At 53.3% G+C, this 19,761-nt stretch carries 19 protein-coding genes and 1 pseudogene; 16 read left to right on the top strand and 4 right to left on the bottom strand.

What is annotated here, in order from left to right; all coding sequences use genetic code 11:
* Positions 1-2: 2 nt before the first annotated feature.
* Together WM95_RS21515 and intI1 (WM95_RS21505) are read right to left on the bottom strand one after the other, a co-directional pair.
* Positions 3-560, bottom strand: a complete 558-nt coding sequence (locus tag WM95_RS21515) for a recombinase family protein (protein ID WP_001162012.1) — start codon at positions 558-560, stop codon at positions 3-5.
* Positions 561-865: 305 nt separating this feature from the next.
* Entirely contained in the window at positions 866-1,879 is a 1,014-nt protein-coding gene (intI1, locus tag WM95_RS21505; RefSeq protein ID WP_000845039.1) for a class 1 integron integrase IntI1, read from the bottom strand.
* Positions 1,880-2,084: 205 nt separating this feature from the next.
* Here intI1 (WM95_RS21505) and WM95_RS21500 point away from each other — a divergent pair, with 205 nt between their 5' ends.
* Both WM95_RS21500 and WM95_RS21495 read left to right on the top strand, forming a co-directional pair.
* On the top strand, positions 2,085-2,951 hold the full coding sequence (locus WM95_RS21500; RefSeq protein WP_001931474.1) for a PSE family carbenicillin-hydrolyzing class A beta-lactamase CARB-2: 867 nt from the start codon (positions 2,085-2,087) through the stop codon (positions 2,949-2,951).
* Positions 2,952-3,068: 117 nt separating this feature from the next.
* The gene (locus WM95_RS21495) at positions 3,069-3,860 is read left to right on the top strand and encodes an ANT(3'')-Ia family aminoglycoside nucleotidyltransferase AadA2 (protein WP_001261740.1); all 792 of its coding nucleotides are present in this window, start codon (positions 3,069-3,071) and stop codon (positions 3,858-3,860) included.
* An 88-nt stretch (positions 3,861-3,948) separates the two neighbouring features.
* On the opposite strand, the gene ltrA is transcribed toward WM95_RS21495, so the two are convergent.
* Positions 3,949-5,298: a group II intron reverse transcriptase/maturase gene (gene ltrA, locus WM95_RS21490; RefSeq protein ID WP_042946310.1), complete on the bottom strand. Its 1,350-nt coding sequence runs from the start codon at positions 5,296-5,298 to the stop codon at positions 3,949-3,951.
* Positions 5,299-6,098: 800 nt separating this feature from the next.
* Here ltrA and WM95_RS21485 point away from each other — a divergent pair.
* From WM95_RS21485 to WM95_RS27665, 12 genes and pseudogenes are all read left to right on the top strand, one after another.
* A complete protein-coding gene (locus tag WM95_RS21485) occupies positions 6,099-7,358 on the top strand; it encodes a CmlA family chloramphenicol efflux MFS transporter (protein WP_001256774.1) in 1,260 nt (419 codons plus the stop codon).
* 124 nt (positions 7,359-7,482) lie between these two features.
* Positions 7,483-8,115 carry a type B-2 chloramphenicol O-acetyltransferase CatB11 gene (locus WM95_RS21480; RefSeq protein WP_000800689.1) on the top strand — a complete coding sequence of 211 codons (633 nt, stop codon included), beginning with the start codon at positions 7,483-7,485 and terminating at the stop codon, positions 8,113-8,115.
* 189 nt (positions 8,116-8,304) lie between these two features.
* Positions 8,305-8,652, top strand: coding sequence for a quaternary ammonium compound efflux SMR transporter QacE delta 1 (locus WM95_RS21470; protein ID WP_000679427.1), 348 nt, complete (start codon positions 8,305-8,307; stop codon positions 8,650-8,652).
* Positions 8,646-9,485: a sulfonamide-resistant dihydropteroate synthase Sul1 gene (gene sul1 / locus WM95_RS21465; RefSeq protein ID WP_000259031.1), complete on the top strand. Its 840-nt coding sequence runs from the start codon at positions 8,646-8,648 to the stop codon at positions 9,483-9,485. Before WM95_RS21470 ends, sul1 (WM95_RS21465) begins: the two co-directional genes overlap by 7 nt.
* A gap of 404 nt (positions 9,486-9,889) precedes the next feature.
* A complete protein-coding gene (locus tag WM95_RS21460; RefSeq protein ID WP_000050481.1) occupies positions 9,890-11,431 on the top strand; it encodes an IS91-like element ISCR1 family transposase in 1,542 nt (513 codons plus the stop codon).
* A 332-nt stretch (positions 11,432-11,763) separates the two neighbouring features.
* Positions 11,764-12,420 (top strand): quinolone resistance pentapeptide repeat protein QnrA1, encoded by a 657-nt coding sequence (locus tag WM95_RS21455; RefSeq protein WP_012579084.1) that lies wholly within the window; start codon positions 11,764-11,766, stop codon positions 12,418-12,420.
* A pseudogene (locus WM95_RS21450) lies at positions 12,417-12,626 on the top strand (DMT family transporter); the annotation flags it as partial. The gene WM95_RS21455 and the pseudogene WM95_RS21450, both read left to right, overlap by 4 nt.
* Positions 12,620-13,459: a sulfonamide-resistant dihydropteroate synthase Sul1 gene (sul1, locus tag WM95_RS21445; protein ID WP_000259031.1), complete on the top strand. Its 840-nt coding sequence runs from the start codon at positions 12,620-12,622 to the stop codon at positions 13,457-13,459. The pseudogene WM95_RS21450 and the gene sul1 (WM95_RS21445), both read left to right, overlap by 7 nt.
* A 404-nt stretch (positions 13,460-13,863) precedes the next feature.
* On the top strand, positions 13,864-15,405 hold the full coding sequence (locus WM95_RS21440; RefSeq protein WP_000050481.1) for an IS91-like element ISCR1 family transposase: 1,542 nt from the start codon (positions 13,864-13,866) through the stop codon (positions 15,403-15,405).
* Between the two features lie 301 nt (positions 15,406-15,706).
* Positions 15,707-16,171: a BRCT domain-containing protein gene (locus WM95_RS21435; protein WP_000645230.1), complete on the top strand. Its 465-nt coding sequence runs from the start codon at positions 15,707-15,709 to the stop codon at positions 16,169-16,171.
* Complete coding sequence (gene dfrA19 / locus WM95_RS21430) at positions 16,171-16,740, top strand: trimethoprim-resistant dihydrofolate reductase DfrA19 (protein ID WP_000019304.1); 570 nt, start codon at positions 16,171-16,173, stop codon at positions 16,738-16,740. Before WM95_RS21435 ends, dfrA19 begins: the two co-directional genes overlap by 1 nt.
* A 10-nt stretch (positions 16,741-16,750) precedes the next feature.
* Positions 16,751-17,356, top strand: coding sequence for a hypothetical protein (locus WM95_RS27665; protein WP_048228299.1), 606 nt, complete (start codon positions 16,751-16,753; stop codon positions 17,354-17,356).
* Here WM95_RS27665 and intI1 (WM95_RS21420) read toward each other — a convergent pair.
* On the bottom strand, positions 17,343-18,356 hold the full coding sequence (intI1, locus tag WM95_RS21420; protein WP_000845039.1) for a class 1 integron integrase IntI1: 1,014 nt from the start codon (positions 18,354-18,356) through the stop codon (positions 17,343-17,345). The two genes, WM95_RS27665 and intI1 (WM95_RS21420), sit on opposite strands and share 14 nt — an antisense overlap.
* A gap of 145 nt (positions 18,357-18,501) precedes the next feature.
* On the opposite strand from intI1 (WM95_RS21420), the gene aadB reads away from it, so the two are divergent.
* Positions 18,502-19,035: an aminoglycoside nucleotidyltransferase ANT(2'')-Ia gene (gene aadB / locus WM95_RS21415; protein ID WP_000381802.1), complete on the top strand. Its 534-nt coding sequence runs from the start codon at positions 18,502-18,504 to the stop codon at positions 19,033-19,035.
* An 82-nt stretch (positions 19,036-19,117) separates the two neighbouring features.
* A complete protein-coding gene (locus WM95_RS21410) occupies positions 19,118-19,750 on the top strand; it encodes a type B-3 chloramphenicol O-acetyltransferase CatB3 (RefSeq protein WP_000186237.1) in 633 nt (210 codons plus the stop codon).
* Positions 19,751-19,761: the final 11 nt, after the last annotated feature.

Here is a 19,761-nt window from a genome sequence, read left to right as displayed (position 1 = left end):
GGTCAGTCTTCCCGCAGGTACTGGTACAAGGTTTCGCGGCTGATGCCGAAGTCACGGGCCACCAAGGTTTTTTGGTCGCCTGCCGCAACTCGCCGTTTCAACTCGGCAATTTGTTCGCTGTTCAGCGATTTCTTTCGTCCCCGGTAGGCACCGCGCTGCTTGGCCAGCACGATTCCCTCGCGCTGACGTTCGCGGATCAGGGCGCGCTCGAACTCAGCGAAGGCTCCCATGACCGACAGCATCAGATTGGCCATCGGTGAGTCCTCGCCGGTGAACTTCAGCCCTTCTTTGACGAACTCCATGCGCACGCCCCGTTGTGTCAGCCCTTGGACGATGCGGCGCAGGTCATCAAGGTTGCGTGCCAGCCTGTCCATGCTATGCACCACCACGGTGTCGCCCTCGCGGACGAAGGCCAGCAGCCTTTCCAGCTCGGGACGCTGGGTGTCCTTGCCAGAAGCCTTGTCGGTGAACACCCGCGCCACCTGAACACCCTCCAATTGCCGTTCCGGGTTCTGGTCGAAGCTGCTGACGCGGACATAGCCGATGCGTTGACCTTGCAAGATGCCTCCAAAGGCAAAAGTGTCAGGATGAAATCTATTACCTTTGACGGAATATGTCAATCAATAGGAAATTTAACTCTATTCTGACATCGTTTGCACATGGTGTCGTTTTCAGAAGACGGCTGCACTGAACGTCAGAAGCCGACTGCACTATAGCAGCGGAGGGGTTGGATCCATCAGGCAACGACGGGCTGCTGCCGGCCATCAGCGGACGCAGGGAGGACTTTCCGCAACCGGCCGTTCGATGCGGCACCGATGGCCTTCGCGCAGGGGTAGTGAATCCGCCAGGATTGACTTGCGCTGCCCTACCTCTCACTAGTGAGGGGCGGCAGCGCATCAAGCGGTGAGCGCACTCCGGCACCGCCAACTTTCAGCACATGCGTGTAAATCATCGTCGTAGAGACGTCGGAATGGCCGAGCAGATCCTGCACGGTTCGAATGTCGTAACCGCTGCGGAGCAAGGCCGTCGCGAACGAGTGGCGGAGGGTGTGCGGTGTGGCGGGCTTCGTGATGCCTGCTTGTTCTACGGCACGTTTGAAGGCGCGCTGAAAGGTCTGGTCATACATGTGATGGCGACGCACGACACCGCTCCGTGGATCGGTCGAATGCGTGTGCTGCGCAAAAACCCAGAACCACGGCCAGGAATGCCCGGCGCGCGGATACTTCCGCTCAAGGGCGTCGGGAAGCGCAACGCCGCTGCGGCCCTCGGCCTGGTCCTTCAGCCACCATGCCCGTGCACGCGACAGCTGCTCGCGCAGGCTGGGTGCCAAGCTCTCGGGTAACATCAAGGCCCGATCCTTGGAGCCCTTGCCCTCCCGCACGATGATCGTGCCGTGATCGAAATCCAGATCCTTGACCCGCAGTTGCAAACCCTCACTGATCCGCATGCCCGTTCCATACAGAAGCTGGGCGAACAAACGATGCTCGCCTTCCAGAAAACCGAGGATGCGAACCACTTCATCCGGGGTCAGCACCACCGGCAAGCGCCGCGACGGCCGAGGTCTTCCGATCTCCTGAAGCCAGGGCAGATCCGTGCACAGCACCTTGCCGTAGAAGAACAGCAAGGCCGCCAATGCCTGACGATGCGTGGAGACCGAAACCTTGCGCTCGTTCGCCAGCCAGGACAGAAATGCCTCGACTTCGCTGCTGCCCAAGGTTGCCGGGTGACGCACACCGTGGAAACGGATGAAGGCACGAACCCAGTGGACATAAGCCTGTTCGGTTGGTAAGCTGTAATGCAAGTAGCGTATGCGCTCACGCAACTGGTCCAGAACCTTGACCGAACGCAGCGGTGGTAACGGCGCAGTGGCGGTTTTCATGGCTTGTTATGACTGTTTTTTTGTACAGTCTATGCCTCGGGCATCCAAGCAGCAAGCGCGTTACGCCGTGGGTCGATGTTTGATGTTATGGAGCAGCAACGATGTTACGCAGCAGGGCAGTCGCCCTAAAACAAAGTTAGCCATATTATGGAGCCTCATGCTTTTATATAAAATGTGTGACAATCAAAATTATGGGGTTACTTACATGAAGTTTTTATTGGCATTTTCGCTTTTAATACCATCCGTGGTTTTTGCAAGTAGTTCAAAGTTTCAGCAAGTTGAACAAGACGTTAAGGCAATTGAAGTTTCTCTTTCTGCTCGTATAGGTGTTTCCGTTCTTGATACTCAAAATGGAGAATATTGGGATTACAATGGCAATCAGCGCTTCCCGTTAACAAGTACTTTTAAAACAATAGCTTGCGCTAAATTACTATATGATGCTGAGCAAGGAAAAGTTAATCCCAATAGTACAGTCGAGATTAAGAAAGCAGATCTTGTGACCTATTCCCCTGTAATAGAAAAGCAAGTAGGGCAGGCAATCACACTCGATGATGCGTGCTTCGCAACTATGACTACAAGTGATAATACTGCGGCAAATATCATCCTAAGTGCTGTAGGTGGCCCCAAAGGCGTTACTGATTTTTTAAGACAAATTGGGGACAAAGAGACTCGTCTAGACCGTATTGAGCCTGATTTAAATGAAGGTAAGCTCGGTGATTTGAGGGATACGACAACTCCTAAGGCAATAGCCAGTACTTTGAATAAATTTTTATTTGGTTCCGCGCTATCTGAAATGAACCAGAAAAAATTAGAGTCTTGGATGGTGAACAATCAAGTCACTGGTAATTTACTACGTTCAGTATTGCCGGCGGGATGGAACATTGCGGATCGCTCAGGTGCTGGCGGATTTGGTGCTCGGAGTATTACAGCAGTTGTGTGGAGTGAGCATCAAGCCCCAATTATTGTGAGCATCTATCTAGCTCAAACACAGGCTTCAATGGCAGAGCGAAATGATGCGATTGTTAAAATTGGTCATTCAATTTTTGACGTTTATACATCACAGTCGCGCTGATAAGGCTAACAAGGCCATCAAGTTGACGGCTTTTCCGTCGCTTGTTTTGTGGTTTAACGCTACGCTACCACAAAACAATCAACTCCAAAGCCGCAACTTATGGCGGCGTTAGACATCATGAGGGTAGCGGTGACCATCGAAATTTCGAACCAACTATCAGAGGTGCTAAGCGTCATTGAGCGCCATCTGGAATCAACGTTGCTGGCCGTGCATTTGTACGGCTCCGCAGTGGATGGCGGCCTGAAGCCATACAGCGATATTGATTTGTTGGTTACTGTGGCCGTAAAGCTTGATGAAACGACGCGGCGAGCATTGCTCAATGACCTTATGGAGGCTTCGGCTTTCCCTGGCGAGAGCGAGACGCTCCGCGCTATAGAAGTCACCCTTGTCGTGCATGACGACATCATCCCGTGGCGTTATCCGGCTAAGCGCGAGCTGCAATTTGGAGAATGGCAGCGCAATGACATTCTTGCGGGTATCTTCGAGCCAGCCATGATCGACATTGATCTAGCTATCCTGCTTACAAAAGCAAGAGAACATAGCGTTGCCTTGGTAGGTCCGGCAGCGGAGGAATTCTTTGACCCGGTTCCTGAACAGGATCTATTCGAGGCGCTGAGGGAAACCTTGAAGCTATGGAACTCGCAGCCCGACTGGGCCGGCGATGAGCGAAATGTAGTGCTTACGTTGTCCCGCATTTGGTACAGCGCAATAACCGGCAAAATCGCGCCGAAGGATGTCGCTGCCGACTGGGCAATAAAACGCCTACCTGCCCAGTATCAGCCCGTCTTACTTGAAGCTAAGCAAGCTTATCTGGGACAAAAAGAAGATCACTTGGCCTCACGCGCAGATCACTTGGAAGAATTTATTCGCTTTGTGAAAGGCGAGATCATCAAGTCAGTTGGTAAATGATGTCTAATCGGGTAGCCGGAGGTATTTAGCCTCCAGCCCCCACACCACCCTGCATGCGGCTCCGCACAGGGCGGTTCATTTAGAACGCCTAACCTGTTTTCTGGTTCGGATAGTGAACCGCGATCCATCCATCTCTCAGTGAATACAATCCTGCTTTCTTGAGATACTCATTACTCAGCGCTTGCTGTATCCCTGGTGTTTTCGAGCTTCGCCACGGCCCTTTGCTTGTAATTCCACAAGCAACGGCCGCTTGGATCCTGACGCCACGTTTGAGTAAGTTTTGTACCTTAGTCCGTGGCTTTCGCCATTGACGCCAGTAGCACATACGTACTCGACGACGGATCCAGTGGTCTAAATCGACACACTCTTGATAAGCGTTGGCTATGCCAAAGTAGTTGATCCAGCCTTGCATGTATTGCCGCACTTTAAACAATTGATAGCTCATGCTCACGCCCCAATTGCGGTTTGTCAGTCGTCTTATCTTTTGTTTGAAGATGTGCAGTGTTTTGACATGCCACTGGATCTTTCCGCGGTTAAAGGTAAACCCTAGGAACTTGCTTTGGCCTACCTTAACCACTTGGCTTTTCTGTTCGTTAACAACCAGTTTTAGCTTAGTGGCAAGATAGCGAGTAATACTCTTGAGGACACGTTCGCCCGCTCGTTGAGACTTGACCAAAATGATAAAGTCGTCCGCGTAGCGGGCGAATTTGTGCCCTCGGCTTTCCAGCTCTTTATCAAGACTGTCCAACATAATGTTAGAGAGTAATGGCGAGAGTGGGCCGCCTTGAGGCACGCCTTCGAAGCTTGCTTCAAATTGGTCGTTGACCATCACACCAGCTCGCAGGTATTTACCAATAAGCGCCAGCAGACGCTTATCCTGTACCTTGATCCTCAATTGAGTCATCAACAGGTCGTGATTTACTCGATCAAAGAACTTGGACAGATCAACATCGACGGCAAATTTGTGCTTCTGTTTGATGATATCTCTGACTTGCAAGACCGCTTGTTTGGCATTCCTATTCGGTCTAAAGCCGAAGCTATTAGCCGAGAAGAAAGGGTCAAACAACGGCGTGAGAATTTGAGCAATAGCTTGCTGTATCACACGATCAATGACGTTAGGGATACCCAGTTTGCGTTTACCGCCATCGGGTTTGTCGATCTCTACGCGTCTGACTGCTGAAGGGTTATATTCACCTCGTTCCAGTAGAGATTTACACCGTTGCCAACCGCCTTGTTGCATCCAAAGCGGGAAGGCTTCGATAGTCATGCCATCGATGCCAGCCGCGCCTTTATTGGCTTTAACTTGACGCCAAGCTCGGTGTAGATTTTCAGGTTCGAGTAGTTGTTGGAATAAATCGCTGTTGAAGGCCGGTTGCATATCAATACGCTGCCGATAGTAATCGTCTGGCGACGTAGTGGGTATCGACAAGTTTGACAAGACTCCTCCTTCTTCTAAATGTTCAGGCCTTCACCATGTACCCACAACGCTAACGCGGGGTATGCTATCCCATCCATTACGATGGGCGTTGGGCTACTATGCCGTCTGCTGACTTCTGCTTAATCACATGCCGAGTTGCCCCGTCATGCGCTATCGGTTTTCATCTGGTTCGCTCTTTTCAGTCGATGAGATTGAAAAGCCAAGGCACTTAATAGACCAGAGCCTGACTGGTTATTGACCGATCGCGTGTTAAGCAGATCTCCCCAGATAAGAACATGAACTTTCTTTGCACTGCTGCATCATTTACGGTGGCCATTAGATCACGTGGTTTCGTCGTCTTGTGCCAACTCACCTCTAGCCTACGCCTCATATGATGTTCTTGTTCATCAGCTCGCAAATTTGCTAGCGGCTTCCTTCAGACCAATCCTCGCGGATAAGCCCTTGCCATTCACTAGTAGTTAGCGTTTAATAACAGCATGTTATTGAACGGTGACCTTCCTACAGAGGACTTTCACCTCATTAGTTCATGCCCATGCTGGGCGTACACAATTCGTTCAAGCCGACCGCGCTACGCGCGGCGGCTTAACTCCGGCGTTGGGCGCACAATAAGGCTCCTTGCAGAGTTGCTTGAAAGTTGTTACGATTCAAATTCAATCATGAGATAGTCAGCAGATGAGCACTTCCAAGAACGCAGACAAGTAAGCCGCAGCAACCTTCATTTTTCGGTTGTTGCGGCGTTCTCATGAATCCTTTTGCTCTACGGGAGCGCCGCCAAATCCTTTGTTCAAGGAGATGGTTTCGTGCGCTCAAAAAACTTTAGTTGGCGGTACTCCCTTGCCGCCACGGTGTTGTTGTTATCACCGTTCGATTTATTGGCATCACTCGGCATGGACATGTACTTGCCAGCAGTGCCGTTTATGCCAAACGCGCTTGGTACGACAGCGAGCACAATTCAGCTTACGCTGACAACGTACTTGGTCATGATTGGTGCCGGTCAGCTCTTGTTTGGACCGCTATCGGACCGACTGGGGCGCCGCCCCGTTCTACTGGGAGGTGGCCTCGCCTACGTTGTGGCGTCAATGGGCCTCGCTCTTACGTCATCGGCTGAAGTCTTTCTGGGGCTTCGGATTCTTCAGGCTTGTGGTGCCTCGGCGTGCCTTGTTTCCACATTTGCAACAGTACGTGACATTTACGCAGGTCGCGAGGAAAGTAATGTCATTTACGGCATACTCGGATCCATGCTGGCCATGGTCCCGGCGGTAGGCCCATTGCTCGGAGCGCTCGTCGACATGTGGCTTGGGTGGCGGGCTATCTTTGCGTTTCTAGGTTTGGGCATGATCGCTGCATCTGCAGCAGCGTGGCGATTCTGGCCTGAAACCCGGGTGCAACGAGTTGCGGGCTTGCAATGGTCGCAGCTGCTACTCCCCGTTAAGTGCCTGAACTTCTGGTTGTACACGTTGTGTTACGCCGCTGGAATGGGTAGCTTCTTCGTCTTTTTCTCCATTGCGCCCGGACTAATGATGGGCAGGCAAGGTGTGTCTCAGCTTGGCTTCAGCCTGCTGTTCGCCACAGTGGCAATTGCCATGGTGTTTACGGCTCGTTTTATGGGGCGTGTGATACCCAAGTGGGGCAGCCCAAGTGTCTTGCGAATGGGAATGGGATGCCTGATAGCTGGAGCAGTATTGCTTGCCATCACCGAAATATGGGCTTTGCAGTCCGTGTTAGGCTTTATTGCTCCAATGTGGCTAGTGGGTATTGGTGTCGCCACAGCGGTATCTGTGGCGCCCAATGGCGCTCTTCGAGGATTCGACCATGTTGCTGGAACGGTCACGGCAGTCTACTTCTGCTTGGGCGGTGTACTGCTAGGAAGCATCGGAACGTTGATCATTTCGCTGTTGCCGCGCAACACGGCTTGGCCGGTTGTCGTGTACTGTTTGACCCTTGCAACAGTCGTGCTCGGTCTGTCTTGTGTTTCCCGAGTGAAGGGCTCTCGCGGCCAGGGGGAGCATGATGTGGTCGCGCTACAAAGTGCGGAAAGTACATCAAATCCCAATCGTTGAGAGAATGTGGCAAGCTATCGCCCAACAAATCGCTGCAGCCGACCCAAAACCGCTACGCGGTTTCGGTCGGCTGAGCTCAGTCGTTAGGCAACGGTGTTGTTGCAGATTTTTGGTGTGGAATTATATGAAGAACTATTTTGAGAGCCCGTTTAAGGGAAAACCTCTCGTCGAACAGGTAAAGAACCCAAATATCAAGGTGGGCCGTTATAGCTATTATTCAGGCTATTACCACGGGCATTCATTTGATGATTGCGCTCGCTACCTCCTGCCTGATCGTGATGACGTTGATAAATTGATAATTGGAAGCTTTTGCTCCATAGGGACGGGTGCATCTTTTATCATGGCTGGAAATCAAGGTCACCGATATGATTGGGTTACATCATTCCCTTTTTTCTATATGAATGAGGAACCGGCATTTTCGGAATCAGTTGATGCTTTCCAGGCGGCAGGTAATACCGTCATAGGAAGCGACGTGTGGATTGGCTCTGAAGCAATGATTATGCCTGGAGTAAAGGTTGGCCATGGAGCGGTAATTGGCAGCCGGGCTTTGGTTACCAAAGATATAGAGCCATACACAATTGTTGGTGGCAACCCTGCAAAAGAGATAAAGAAGCGCTTTTCAGAACAGGAAATTTCAATGTTGCTAGATATGAAGTGGTGGGATTGGCCGTTGGAGCAAATTAAAGAAGCAATGCCTCTTTTGTGCTCGTCTGATATTGCAGGCTTGTACCATTTTTGGCAGCGTTCAAGTGCCTAACAAACGGCTGTTGTCGCCCCTTCGGGGCTGGGACGGCCTTTCCGCCGCTTTGCGGCTACAAGTCCGCCCCAAAGCCGGGCGTTAGATGCACTAAGCACATAATTGCTCACAGCCAAACTATCAGGTCAAGTCTGCTTTTATTATTTTTAAGCGTGCATAATAAGCCCTACACAAATTGGGAGATATATCATGAAAGGCTGGCTTTTTCTTGTTATCGCAATAGTTGGCGAAGTAATCGCAACATCCGCATTAAAATCTAGCGAGGGCTTTACTAAGCTTGCCCCTTCCGCCGTTGTCATAATCGGTTATGGCATCGCATTTTATTTTCTTTCTCTGGTTCTGAAATCCATCCCTGTCGGTGTTGCTTATGCAGTCTGGTCGGGACTCGGCGTCGTCATAATTACAGCCATTGCCTGGTTGCTTCATGGGCAAAAGCTTGATGCGTGGGGCTTTGTAGGTATGGGGCTCATAATTGCTGCCTTTTTGCTCGCCCGATCCCCATCGTGGAAGTCGCTGCGGAGGCCGACGCCATGGTGACGGTGTTCGGCATTCTGAATCTCACCGAGGACTCCTTCTTCGATGAGAGCCGGCGGCTAGACCCCGCCGGCGCTGTCACCGCGGCGATCGAAATGCTGCGAGTCGGATCAGACGTCGTGGATGTCGGACCGGCCGCCAGCCATCCGGACGCGAGGCCTGTATCGCCGGCCGATGAGATCAGACGTATTGCGCCGCTCTTAGACGCCCTGTCCGATCAGATGCACCGTGTTTCAATCGACAGCTTCCAACCGGAAACCCAGCGCTATGCGCTCAAGCGCGGCGTGGGCTACCTGAACGATATCCAAGGATTTCCTGACCCTGCGCTCTATCCCGATATTGCTGAGGCGGACTGCAGGCTGGTGGTTATGCACTCAGCGCAGCGGGATGGCATCGCCACCCGCACCGGTCACCTTCGACCCGAAGACGCGCTCGACGAGATTGTGCGGTTCTTCGAGGCGCGGGTTTCCGCCTTGCGACGGAGCGGGGTCGCTGCCGACCGGCTCATCCTCGATCCGGGGATGGGATTTTTCTTGAGCCCCGCACCGGAAACATCGCTGCACGTGCTGTCGAACCTTCAAAAGCTGAAGTCGGCGTTGGGGCTTCCGCTATTGGTCTCGGTGTCGCGGAAATCCTTCTTGGGCGCCACCGTTGGCCTTCCTGTAAAGGATCTGGGTCCAGCGAGCCTTGCGGCGGAACTTCACGCGATCGGCAATGGCGCTGACTACGTCCGCACCCACGCGCCTGGAGATCTGCGAAGCGCAATCACCTTCTCGGAAACCCTCGCGAAATTTCGCAGTCGCGACGCCAGAGACCGAGGGTTAGATCATGCCTAGCATTCACCTTCCGGCCGCCCGCTAAATATCTCCTTTTGGGTTGTTAATAAAACATCCAATAAGTTGACTGTGCGTGAAAAAGAAAGTTTTGTGTGATGGCGTTGAAGATCGCACCGTTAAGCTCTTATGTGGGATGGTGCAGAGCTCGACGACTACCGATAAAACGCAACCGCCGCAAACAGACAAGAAAAAGCCCCAACTGATAACAGTTGGGGCTTCAGTATTGTGATTGGTGGAGCAATAGCACCCTGAACCCAAAACCTTCTCGCTCAACCGGTAGTGGCTGATAACAACTCGTGAGGGCTATTGCGGGTTAAGCATTTAGCGATGTCTAGGGCCAGACTGGACGTCTGAACGCAAGCCGCTGATACTGTACATAACCACAGTATCGGCGGAGGATACCCATGTCGCTGGCAAGGAACGCCACGGCGAGTCAATCGCCCACTCAAACAAACGGTTACGAACGCCACCAACCCGACCAGACGCTGCTCTACCAGCTGGTTGAGCAGCACTACCCAGCCTTCAAAGCCTCACTCGAAGCCCAAGGTCAACACCTGCCTCGCTACATCCAACAAGAATTCAACGACCTCCTCCAATGTGGCCGTCTGGAGTATGGTTTCATGCGGGTTCGCTGCGAGGATTGTCATCACGAGCGTCTGGTCGCCTTCAGCTGTAAACGACGCGGCTTTTGCCCTAGCTGCGGTGCCCGCCGGATGGCCGAGAGTGCGGCGCTGCTGATAGACGAAGTCTTCCCCAAGGAGCCCATTCGCCAGTGGGTGCTCAGCTTTCCTTTCCAGCTACGCTTTTTGCTGGCTCGCCATCCCCAGCTGATGGGCCAGGTCTTGAGTATCGTCTATCGTACACTCTCAACTCATCTGATCAAAAAAGCCGGTTACACCAAAGCCTCTGCACAAACTGGCTCAGTGACTCTTATCCAACGCTTTGGCTCCGCGCTAAATCTCAATGTCCACTACCACATGCTGTTTCTCGATGGTGTCTATGCCGAAGATGACTATGGCAAGCAACGCTTCCATCGTGTCAAGGCACCCACTTACGATGAGCTGAATACGCTCGCTCACACCCTCAGCCATCGCATCGCTCGCTGCATGGAAAAGCGTGGGATTTTGGAGCGTGATGCCGAGAATACGTGGTTGACACTGGAAGAGGGCGAAGACGATACGCTGACTCAATTACATGGTGCTTCGGTTACGTATCGCATTGCCGTCGGCCCCCAGCAAGGGCGCAAAGTCTTCACCCTGCAAACCTTGCCAGGGCGTGAGGATAAAGCCGACTCAAGCAGTCGAGTAGCCAACCATGCTGGTTTCTCGCTACACGCCGGTGTGATGGCCGAAGCGCATCAGCGGGATAAGCTTGAGCGCTTGTGTCGCTACATTAGTCGGCCAGCGGTTTCAGAAAAACGTCTGGCATTAACCGCCAATGGGCAGGTGCGTTACGAGCTCAAAACTCCGTACCGCAATGGCACCACCCATGTGATCTTCGAGCCGCTGGACTTCATCGCCAAACTCGCTGCGTTGGTACCTAAGCCGCGAGTCAACCTCACACGCTTCCACGGCGTCTTTGCACCGAACAGCAAACACCGAGTTCAAGTAACACCCGCCAAGCGGGGCAAGAAGCCCGACAAATCGGAAGGTCTCGATACTAACTGGCGTGACAAGAGTCCTGCAGAGCGCCACCGCGCCATGACCTGGATGCAACGCCTCAAGCGAGTCTTCAATATTGATATTGAAGTCTGCGAACACTGCGGCGGTCACGTCAAAGTGATTGCCAGCATCGAAGATCCGAAGGTCATTGAGCAGATTCTCAAGCATCTGAAACAGAAAACAGCCAAGGCGAATGCCGCCAAGCAGCGTGAGCTGCCACCAGAACGAGCGCCGCCACTGACTCCCAGCCTGTTCGATCCATCACAGAGTCGTCTCTTTGACTGACGACCCCAAATCCAACACTGCTCAACACTGCCAACTTTTAAACGGGGCGGTGGGGCAGTTTGTATCTCTCGAGCTATCAGGCTAGAGATTTTACCGCCAAATCGAACCTTATTAGAGCGGTTTAGGCTGGACCGGCAGTTAAAATTGGGGCTTGAGCGGTAAACGAGTGAGGGAATTTCAGGTAAGATACTTCGGATGAGGAGCAAAAAGGTGGTTTATACTTCCTATACCCCTGCAAAGGTTGTTGGGAAGGCGCGAACCAACCCCATGTTTGCCTGCCTAGGCAAAGCTCGCCGAAAGAGTTAGCACCCTCCCTGATTAAAGGAAGCCGTATGGATATTATTGATAAAGTTTTTCAGCAAGAGGATTTCTCACGCCAGGATTTGAGTGACAGCCGTTTTCGCCGCTGCCGCTTTTATCAGTGTGACTTCAGCCACTGTCAGCTGCAGGATGCCAGTTTCGAGGATTGCAGTTTCATTGAAAGCGGCGCCGTTGAAGGGTGTCACTTCAGCTATGCCGATCTGCGCGATGCCAGTTTCAAGGCCTGCCGTCTGTCTTTGGCCAACTTCAGCGGTGCCAACTGCTTTGGCATAGAGTTCAGGGAGTGCGATCTCAAGGGCGCCAACTTTTCCCGGGCCCGCTTCTACAATCAAGTCAGCCATAAGATGTACTTCTGCTCGGCTTATATCTCAGGTTGCAACCTGGCCTATACCAACTTGAGTGGCCAATGCCTGGAAAAATGCGAGCTGTTTGAAAACAACTGGAGCAATGCCAATCTCAGCGGCGCTTCCTTGATGGGCTCAGATCTCAGCCGCGGCACCTTCTCCCGCGACTGTTGGCAACAGGTCAATCTGCGGGGCTGTGACCTAACCTTTGCCGATCTGGATGGGCTCGACCCCAGACGGGTCAACCTCGAAGGAGTCAAGATCTGTGCCTGGCAACAGGAGCAACTGCTGGAACCCTTGGGAGTAATAGTGCTGCCGGATTAGCTCTGGTTCTGAAATCCATCCCTGTCGGTGTTGCTTATGCAGTCTGGTCGGGACTCGGCGTCGTCATAATTACAGCCATTGCCTGGTTGCTTCATGGGCAAAAGCTTGATGCGTGGGGCTTTGTAGGTATGGGGCTCATAATTGCTGCCTTTTTGCTCGCCCGATCCCCATCGTGGAAGTCGCTGCGGAGGCCGACGCCATGGTGACGGTGTTCGGCATTCTGAATCTCACCGAGGACTCCTTCTTCGATGAGAGCCGGCGGCTAGACCCCGCCGGCGCTGTCACCGCGGCGATCGAAATGCTGCGAGTCGGATCAGACGTCGTGGATGTCGGACCGGCCGCCAGCCATCCGGACGCGAGGCCTGTATCGCCGGCCGATGAGATCAGACGTATTGCGCCGCTCTTAGACGCCCTGTCCGATCAGATGCACCGTGTTTCAATCGACAGCTTCCAACCGGAAACCCAGCGCTATGCGCTCAAGCGCGGCGTGGGCTACCTGAACGATATCCAAGGATTTCCTGACCCTGCGCTCTATCCCGATATTGCTGAGGCGGACTGCAGGCTGGTGGTTATGCACTCAGCGCAGCGGGATGGCATCGCCACCCGCACCGGTCACCTTCGACCCGAAGACGCGCTCGACGAGATTGTGCGGTTCTTCGAGGCGCGGGTTTCCGCCTTGCGACGGAGCGGGGTCGCTGCCGACCGGCTCATCCTCGATCCGGGGATGGGATTTTTCTTGAGCCCCGCACCGGAAACATCGCTGCACGTGCTGTCGAACCTTCAAAAGCTGAAGTCGGCGTTGGGGCTTCCGCTATTGGTCTCGGTGTCGCGGAAATCCTTCTTGGGCGCCACCGTTGGCCTTCCTGTAAAGGATCTGGGTCCAGCGAGCCTTGCGGCGGAACTTCACGCGATCGGCAATGGCGCTGACTACGTCCGCACCCACGCGCCTGGAGATCTGCGAAGCGCAATCACCTTCTCGGAAACCCTCGCGAAATTTCGCAGTCGCGACGCCAGAGACCGAGGGTTAGATCATGCCTAGCATTCACCTTCCGGCCGCCCGCTAAATATCTCCTTTTGGGTTGTTAATAAAACATCCAATAAGTTGACTGTGCGTGAAAAAGAAAGTTTTGTGTGATGGCGTTGAAGATCGCACCGTTAAGCTCTTATGTGGGATGGTGCAGAGCTCGACGACTACCGATAAAACGCAACCGCCGCAAACAGACAAGAAAAAGCCCCAACTGATAACAGTTGGGGCTTCAGTATTGTGATTGGTGGAGCAATAGCACCCTGAACCCAAAACCTTCTCGCTCAACCGGTAGTGGCTGATAACAACTCGTGAGGGCTATTGCGGGTTAAGCATTTAGCGATGTCTAGGGCCAGACTGGACGTCTGAACGCAAGCCGCTGATACTGTACATAACCACAGTATCAGCGGAGGATACCCATGTCGCTGGCAAGGAACGCCACGGCGAGTCAATCGCCCACTCAAACAAACGGTTACGAACGCCACCAACCCGACCAGACGCTGCTCTACCAGCTGGTTGAGCAGCACTACCCAGCCTTCAAAGCCTCACTCGAAGCCCAAGGTCAACACCTGCCTCGCTACATCCAACAAGAATTCAACGACCTCCTCCAATGTGGCCGTCTGGAGTATGGTTTCATGCGGGTTCGCTGCGAGGATTGTCATCACGAGCGTCTGGTCGCCTTCAGCTGTAAACGACGCGGCTTTTGCCCTAGCTGCGGTGCCCGCCGGATGGCCGAGAGTGCGGCGCTGCTGATAGACGAAGTCTTCCCCAAGGAGCCCATTCGCCAGTGGGTGCTCAGCTTTCCTTTCCAGCTACGCTTTTTGCTGGCTCGCCATCCCCAGCTGATGGGCCAGGTCTTGAGTATCGTCTATCGTACACTCTCAACTCATCTGATCAAAAAAGCCGGTTACACCAAAGCCTCTGCACAAACTGGCTCAGTGACTCTTATCCAACGCTTTGGCTCCGCGCTAAATCTCAATGTCCACTACCACATGCTGTTTCTCGATGGTGTCTATGCCGAAGATGACTATGGCAAGCAACGCTTCCATCGTGTCAAGGCACCCACTTACGATGAGCTGAATACGCTCGCTCACACCCTCAGCCATCGCATCGCTCGCTGCATGGAAAAGCGTGGGATTTTGGAGCGTGATGCCGAGAATACGTGGTTGACACTGGAAGAGGGCGAAGACGATACGCTGACTCAATTACATGGTGCTTCGGTTACGTATCGCATTGCCGTCGGCCCCCAGCAAGGGCGCAAAGTCTTCACCCTGCAAACCTTGCCAGGGCGTGAGGATAAAGCCGACTCAAGCAGTCGAGTAGCCAACCATGCTGGTTTCTCGCTACACGCCGGTGTGATGGCCGAAGCGCATCAGCGGGATAAGCTTGAGCGCTTGTGTCGCTACATTAGTCGGCCAGCGGTTTCAGAAAAACGTCTGGCATTAACCGCCAATGGGCAGGTGCGTTACGAGCTCAAAACTCCGTACCGCAATGGCACCACCCATGTGATCTTCGAGCCGCTGGACTTCATCGCCAAACTCGCTGCGTTGGTACCTAAGCCGCGAGTCAACCTCACACGCTTCCACGGCGTCTTTGCACCGAACAGCAAACACCGAGTTCAAGTAACACCCGCCAAGCGGGGCAAGAAGCCCGACAAATCGGAAGGTCTCGATACTAACTGGCGTGACAAGAGTCCTGCAGAGCGCCACCGCGCCATGACCTGGATGCAACGCCTCAAGCGAGTCTTCAATATTGATATTGAAGTCTGCGAACACTGCGGCGGTCACGTCAAAGTGATTGCCAGCATCGAAGATCCGAAGGTCATTGAGCAGATTCTCAAGCATCTGAAACAGAAAACAGCCAAGGCGAATGCCGCCAAGCAGCGTGAGCTGCCACCAGAACGAGCGCCGCCACTGACTCCCAGCCTGTTCGATCCATCACAGAGTCGTCTCTTTGACTGACGACCCCAAATCCAACACTGCTCAACACTGCCAACTTTTAAACGGGGCGGTGGGGCAGTTTGTATCTCTCGAGCTATCAGGCTAGAGATTTTACCGCCAAATCGAACCTTATTAGAGCGGTTTAGGCTGGACCGGCAGTTAAAATTGGGGCTTGAGCGGTAAACGAGTGAGGGAATTTCAGGTAAGATACTTCGGATGAGGAGCAAAAAGGTGGTTTATACTTCCTATACCCAGTAGTGTTCCCCTGTCGGTTTGGTTGGGGTCGATGCCCCACTTTGGGCGCGGCGTTGGGCGCCGCAAGATGAAAGCTCTGTGTGAAGGCTTGGATATTAAGACCTTGGATGATTTCAATGCCATCACCGAAGAGCAGATCGTTAGCGTCGACAAATTCAGCTACAAAACTGCCGCAAAAGTGCTTGCAGGTATGGCTGAACATGCCGAGCTATTCAACAAGATTCAATCAATCATCGGGTTCAAACAGCAGGTCACTTCGGGGGATCGTTTTACCGGTGAGAAGATCGTGATCACCGGTTTTCGTGACGCGGCCTTGGAGAAGCTGATTGAAGCTGAGGGTGGTGAAGTGCAATCATCAGTCTCGTCGAAGACCACCATGGTGATCGCGGCATCCACTTCCGGATCTTCCGGCAAATTGAAGAAAGTGCACGATCTCAACAACAGCGGAAAGGCAAATATCAAACTGATTGATCTGGCCACCTTCCGTAAGCAATATCTGGAACAACCAGCATCGACTGGTTTGGAGTTTTAATGAGTCACCCACAACTTGAGCTAATAGTCGCTGTGGATTCTAAGTTGGGATTCGGGAAAGGCGGCAAGATTCCATGGAAATGCAAAGAAGACATGGCGCGATTTACGCGGATTTCTAAAGAGATCCGCGTGTGCGTTATGGGGAAACACACGTATACTGACATGCGTGACATGCAGTTAGAAAAGGATGGCGCCGAGGAGCGAATCAAGGAGAAAGGAATTCTCCCCGAACGCGAATCGTTCGTGATCTCCTCGACGTTAAAACAAGAAGATGTCATAGGCGCTACTGTCGTTCCTGATCTTCGTGCTGTGATCAACCTGTATGAGAATACCGATCAACGCATTGCTGTCATTGGTGGGGAGAAGTTGTACATTCAAGCTCTTTCATCAGCAACGAAACTGCACATGACCATAATTCCAAGAGAGTTCGACTGTGATCGATTTATTCCTGTTGATCCGATCCAGAACAATTTTCACATTGATTCCAGTGCCAGCGAGACTGTGGAGGCAACCGTTGATGAGACTCAAGAGCGCATTCACTTTGCTACTTACGTGCGTAACAATCAGTAACGCGCTGGCAGTGGAAGAACAAGAACCAGAAACGAAGCAGACGGTGTTGGCCGTCTGCTTCGAAACATCATTATTGGCTCGAGAACTGATCGAGAATACCATTCTTGCGGACGACATCCAAAACAATACAGAAAAGATAGCTTTGCAGTTGTCGGAGCCCCTCCCCCCAACTTATAATGGGATTATTGCTGGGCTAAACAATGCTGTCGCCATGCGTGGGACAGCAAACGTTGAATCGCCATCAAGAGCATCCACAGATTTACGTGCAGCCGTCATCGGTTTATGGTGTATAAATGACACCATAGCCGCCCTGAATCAGACTGATAATGCAGTCTTACAGGACGGCGAGTTGCAACAAACACTTGTCGATTATTACAACAACTTATTGGCTGACATCGTTTGTCGTTTTCAGAAGACGGCTGCACTGAACGTCAGAAGCCGACTGCACTATAGCAGCGGAGGGGTTGGATCCATCAGGCAACGACGGGCTGCTGCCGGCCATCAGCGGACGCAGGGAGGACTTTCCGCAACCGGCCGTTCGATGCGGCACCGATGGCCTTCGCGCAGGGGTAGTGAATCCGCCAGGATTGACTTGCGCTGCCCTACCTCTCACTAGTGAGGGGCGGCAGCGCATCAAGCGGTGAGCGCACTCCGGCACCGCCAACTTTCAGCACATGCGTGTAAATCATCGTCGTAGAGACGTCGGAATGGCCGAGCAGATCCTGCACGGTTCGAATGTCGTAACCGCTGCGGAGCAAGGCCGTCGCGAACGAGTGGCGGAGGGTGTGCGGTGTGGCGGGCTTCGTGATGCCTGCTTGTTCTACGGCACGTTTGAAGGCGCGCTGAAAGGTCTGGTCATACATGTGATGGCGACGCACGACACCGCTCCGTGGATCGGTCGAATGCGTGTGCTGCGCAAAAACCCAGAACCACGGCCAGGAATGCCCGGCGCGCGGATACTTCCGCTCAAGGGCGTCGGGAAGCGCAACGCCGCTGCGGCCCTCGGCCTGGTCCTTCAGCCACCATGCCCGTGCACGCGACAGCTGCTCGCGCAGGCTGGGTGCCAAGCTCTCGGGTAACATCAAGGCCCGATCCTTGGAGCCCTTGCCCTCCCGCACGATGATCGTGCCGTGATCGAAATCCAGATCCTTGACCCGCAGTTGCAAACCCTCACTGATCCGCATGCCCGTTCCATACAGAAGCTGGGCGAACAAACGATGCTCGCCTTCCAGAAAACCGAGGATGCGAACCACTTCATCCGGGGTCAGCACCACCGGCAAGCGCCGCGACGGCCGAGGTCTTCCGATCTCCTGAAGCCAGGGCAGATCCGTGCACAGCACCTTGCCGTAGAAGAACAGCAAGGCCGCCAATGCCTGACGATGCGTGGAGACCGAAACCTTGCGCTCGTTCGCCAGCCAGGACAGAAATGCCTCGACTTCGCTGCTGCCCAAGGTTGCCGGGTGACGCACACCGTGGAAACGGATGAAGGCACGAACCCAGTGGACATAAGCCTGTTCGGTTGGTAAGCTGTAATGCAAGTAGCGTATGCGCTCACGCAACTGGTCCAGAACCTTGACCGAACGCAGCGGTGGTAACGGCGCAGTGGCGGTTTTCATGGCTTGTTATGACTGTTTTTTTGTACAGTCTATGCCTCGGGCATCCAAGCAGCAAGCGCGTTACGCCGTGGGTCGATGTTTGATGTTATGGAGCAGCAACGATGTTACGCAGCAGGGCAGTCGCCCTAAAACAAAGTTAGGCCGCATGGACACAACGCAGGTCACATTGATACACAAAATTCTAGCTGCGGCAGATGAGCGAAATCTGCCGCTCTGGATCGGTGGGGGCTGGGCGATCGATGCACGGCTAGGGCGTGTAACACGCAAGCACGATGATATTGATCTGACGTTTCCCGGCGAGAGGCGCGGCGAGCTCGAGGCAATAGTTGAAATGCTCGGCGGGCGCGTCATGGAGGAGTTGGACTATGGATTCTTAGCGGAGATCGGGGATGAGTTACTTGACTGCGAACCTGCTTGGTGGGCAGACGAAGCGTATGAAATCGCGGAGGCTCCGCAGGGCTCGTGCCCAGAGGCGGCTGAGGGCGTCATCGCCGGGCGGCCAGTCCGTTGTAACAGCTGGGAGGCGATCATCTGGGATTACTTTTACTATGCCGATGAAGTACCACCAGTGGACTGGCCTACAAAGCACATAGAGTCCTACAGGCTCGCATGCACCTCACTCGGGGCGGAAAAGGTTGAGGTCTTGCGTGCCGCTTTCAGGTCGCGATATGCGGCCTAACAATTCGTCCAAGCCGACGCCGCTTCGCGGCGCGGCTTAACTCAGGTGTTAGACGGCAAAGTCACAGACCGCGGGATCTCTTATGACCAACTACTTTGATAGCCCCTTCAAAGGCAAGCTGCTTTCTGAGCAAGTGAAGAACCCCAATATCAAAGTTGGGCGGTACAGCTATTACTCTGGCTACTATCATGGGCACTCATTCGATGACTGCGCACGGTATCTGTTTCCGGACCGTGATGACGTTGATAAGTTGATCATCGGTAGTTTCTGCTCTATCGGGAGTGGGGCTTCCTTTATCATGGCTGGCAATCAGGGGCATCGGTACGACTGGGCATCATCTTTCCCGTTCTTTTATATGCAGGAAGAACCTGCATTCTCAAGCGCACTCGATGCCTTCCAAAAAGCAGGTAATACTGTCATTGGCAATGACGTTTGGATCGGCTCTGAGGCAATGGTCATGCCCGGAATCAAGATCGGGCACGGTGCGGTGATAGGCAGCCGCTCGTTGGTGACAAAAGATGTGGAGCCTTACGCTATCGTTGGCGGCAATCCCGCTAAGAAGATTAAGAAACGCTTCACCGATGAGGAAATTTCATTGCTTCTGGAGATGGAGTGGTGGAATTGGTCACTGGAGAAGATCAAAGCGGCAATGCCCATGCTGTGCTCGTCTAATATTGTTGGCCTGCACAAGTATTGGCTCGAGTTTGCCGTCTAACAATTCAATCA

The sequence above is a fragment of the Enterobacter cloacae complex sp. ECNIH7 genome, from assembly GCF_002208095.1.
Classification (GTDB): Bacteria; Pseudomonadota; Gammaproteobacteria; order Enterobacterales; family Enterobacteriaceae; genus Enterobacter; species Enterobacter cloacae_M.
This window is presented reverse-complemented; position numbering and strand designations above follow the sequence as displayed.